The following is a 3,208-nucleotide window of genomic DNA, read 5'->3' on the forward strand; positions in this document are numbered from 1 at the left end:
GTGACGGGGCCGCGGGGGTCGAGGGGGCCGAGGCCGTCGTCGCCGAGATCCGCCGGGCCGGGGGCAGGGCCGTCGCGCACCTCGGCGACGTCGCTGAGGCGGGGCTCGCCGACGCCCTGGTCGAGCGCGCGCTCGCCGAGTTCGGCGGGGTGGACGTCGTCGTCGCCAACGCCGGCATCGACCGGATCGTGCGGCTGCGCGAGGTCACCGCCGACGTGCTCACCGAGTTCTTCCGGGTGCACGTGCTGGGCACCTGGGCGCTGTGCTCCGCCGCCTGGCCGCATCTGGTGCAGCAGGGTTACGGCCGGATCGTGACGACGACCTCGGCCGCCGGCTACTTCGGCCTGGCCGCCGCGCTGCCGTACACGGTCGCGAAGGGCGCCCTGCACGGCCTGACCCAGACCCTCGCCCTGGAAGGCGCCCGGCGCGGCATCACCGTCAACGCGGTCGCGCCGTTCGCGGCGTCGCGGCTGGCCGCCGACCGGACCCGGTCGCGGCCCGAGATGTATGAGGCGATCGAGCGGGTCGCGCCGCCGGCGTCGGTGGCCGCGGTGGCGCTGTGGCTCGCGCACGAGTCGACGACCGTCACCGGCCTGGCTTTCGAGGCCGGCGTCGACGCGGTCGGCCGGATCGCGGTCGCCACCGGCGACGTTCTCACCGTCGACGGTGCGCTGACCCCCGAGGACGTCCGCGCCGGCGCGGCGCTGCTGACCGCCGGCGCCGTGACCGTGCCCGACCTCGGCGCCGCCGACCGCCCGCTGACCCGCCGCCTCACCGAGCGCGCCGCCGCAGCCGCGCCGACCCAGCCCGCGTAGCCCCTGGAACTCCTGTCAGAACTCCTGACGGCAAATGCCTCGAGACAGGCCGGGATGTCACTTGTCCACGCGTCGCTCGTCGTAGTGACAGCGGGCGGCCTCGACCGCGTCGAGATGATCGACGGCCCACTCCAAGATGGAGTGCACAGGGGACCGAAGGGTCCGGCCCAGGGGAGTGATTCGGTATTCGATCGCCACCGGATCCGTGGACACGACCGCTCGCTCGACCATGCCGTTGCGCTCCAGTCGCCGCAGGCATGCGGTCAGTGACTTCGGGGTGACGGCGGGCATGTACTGCCGGAGTTCGTTGAAGCGCCGGGGGTGGTCGCACAGTGCGGCCAGTACCAGCAGGGACCACTTGTCGAAGAGTTGGTCGAGCAGATCCCGGCCGTCGCCGTCGAGCTTCACATCGGGCACGCCGGTCTCCCTCGCGATACCTGGTTTCGTTGAAGTATATCGATGCTACTAGATATACATCAGATACCTAACGGCCTGACGGCGAAACGGGAATCATGGCTGACGCATACTCGACCCTCAAGATCTCTCTCACCGGCGGCGTGGCGCACGTCGTGATCGACAACCCTCCCATCAATCTGCTCGACGCCGCCCTGATGACGGACCTGGACCGGTTTGCGGACGCCATGTCCGGCGCCCACGACATCCGGGTGATCGTTTTCGACAGTGCGGATCCGGACTTCTTCGTCGCGCACGGCGACATGACGACCGCCGACGACCCCGCGACGTTCGTTGCGCTCCCCATTGCGCCCGAACAGGACCAGTCCCTCAACCCGATGATGCGCCTGCACGAACGCATCCGGTCGCTGCCGCAGATCACCATCGCCAAGCTGCGCGGCCTGGCCCGCGGCGGCGGTGCGGAACTGCTGTCCGCGATGGACATGCGGTTCGCCTCGCTCGAGCGCGCCGCAATGGCCCAGATGGAGTGTCGGCTGGGAATCATCCCGGGCGCGGGAGGCACTGCCTACCTGCCCGGCCTCGTGGGTCGCGCACGCGCCCTGGAGATCATCCTCGGCGGGCAGCTGATCGATGCCGCGACCGCGGAACGGATCGGATGGGTGAACCGGGCCGTGCCGGACACCGAGCTCGACCATGTCGTCGACACCCTCGCCGCCCGCATCGCCGCTCTTCCTCCCGGCGTCGCCCGCGCCGCGACCGAAGCGGTCGACGCCGCGGTCGAGTCGACCACTCACGGCCTGCGGAAGGCCAACGAGCTCCTCGGTGGACTGTTCGACGAACCCGCTGCAACCCGTCTCGCCAAGGCTGCACTGGCCGCCGGCGCGCACACCCGCGACGGAGAGCGCCGCCTTGAGGCTCTTGTCGACGACATCACCTAGGAACTCCTACCGGGATGCCTTCAGGCGTCGCCAGCAGAGGAGTGCGCATCCGAGGGTGAGGAAGGCTTCGTGGATGTCGTCGTGTTTCTCCCAGCGAGCAGCCGGTCCGGATGCCGCTTGCGCCCCGGATGCCGGACCCGACGCTCGACCTTGGGCAGCAGCGGCTCGATCACCGTCCACAACTCGTCATCGACTTCCCACGGCGTCGCCCGCGCCACTCCGTACCTCCGGATCAGCTGGCCCGGAGTGATCCGACCACCTCAAAGATCGTTTCGTTGGGAGTTCTCAGTCCCCGAGGCCGAGGACGCCGCGGGCCATCAGCAGGGTCAGACAGTGCAGCACCTGCTCGCGGGTGAGCACCGGATGGCGCAGCCAGGCGTTGTAGGGGAACTCGGTGAGCACCGTCCACAACACGATCGTCATGGTGGCCGGCGTCGCGGTGGCCGGCGTCGCGGTGGTGGGCTCTGTGCTGGTGGGCTCTGTGCTGGTGGGCGTCGTCGCAGTGGGCCAGCGGTGCGGCAGGCGGGCGGTGACGTCCTCGAGGTGGGTGCGCACCGCGCGGGCCAGCGGCCACAGCGGCGGGTTGTCCAGGATCTCGCAGGTCCAGATGTGGAACACGGTGCCGTACCGCTCGACGATGCGCAGCCAGTCGTCGAGCCAACGCGCCAGCTCGTCGACGGTGCCCACGGCGAGCAGCGCGTCGAAGTGGTCGCAGATGTGCACCGCGGCGCGGTGCGCCAGCGTCGTGAAGATGGCCGTGCGGTCCGCCCAGTAGCGGTAGAAGGTTCCGTGCGCGACGCCGGAGCGGGCGATGATGTCGTTGACGCTGGTGCCGGCGAGCCCGCGGTGCTCGAAGGCCGCGACCGCCGCCTCGGCGATCGTCTCCACGGTGGTGCGCCCCCGGCCGGTGACGGACCTGCGCAGCCCCGGCGGCAGCGGCGCGTCCCGCTGCGCGGGGACCTCGCCGGGTGACGGGCCGGCGGTGCGAGCCGTGCCGGTGGTACCGGCGATGCCGGCGGCGCGGGCCAGCGCGGCGAGATC

Annotated in this window: 4 protein-coding genes; 2 read left to right on the top strand and 2 right to left on the bottom strand. The window is 70.9% G+C overall.

Annotated features, from left to right (window positions below; genetic code table 11):
- Window positions 1–815 (top strand): SDR family NAD(P)-dependent oxidoreductase (locus NBZ83_RS31095; RefSeq protein WP_261576404.1); only part of this gene is annotated, 815 nt, incomplete at its 5' end.
- A gap of 57 nt (window positions 816–872) precedes the next feature.
- Here NBZ83_RS31095 and NBZ83_RS31100 read toward each other — a convergent pair.
- Window positions 873–1,232, bottom strand: a complete 360-nt coding sequence (locus tag NBZ83_RS31100; protein ID WP_261571266.1) for a winged helix-turn-helix transcriptional regulator — start codon at window positions 1,230–1,232, stop codon at window positions 873–875.
- 95 nt (window positions 1,233–1,327) lie between these two features.
- Between NBZ83_RS31100 and NBZ83_RS31105 the strand changes: the two genes are divergently transcribed.
- Entirely contained in the window at window positions 1,328–2,167 is an 840-nt protein-coding gene (locus NBZ83_RS31105) for an enoyl-CoA hydratase/isomerase family protein (RefSeq protein ID WP_261571267.1), read from the top strand.
- 285 nt (window positions 2,168–2,452) lie between these two features.
- On the opposite strand, the gene NBZ83_RS31110 is transcribed toward NBZ83_RS31105, so the two are convergent.
- Window positions 2,453–3,208 (bottom strand): TetR/AcrR family transcriptional regulator (locus tag NBZ83_RS31110; protein ID WP_261576405.1); only part of this gene is annotated, 756 nt, incomplete at its 5' end.

The sequence above is a fragment of the Frankia gtarii genome, assembly GCF_025403375.1.
In the GTDB taxonomy this organism is placed as follows: Bacteria; Actinomycetota; Actinomycetes; order Frankiales; family Frankiaceae; genus Frankia; species Frankia gtarii.

Excerpts from the sequence above, each read along its gene's own strand:
- NBZ83_RS31105 (WP_261571267.1), top strand. The coding sequence starts at position 1,328 with ATGGCTGACGCATACTCGACCCTCAAGATCTCTCTCACCGGCGGCGTG.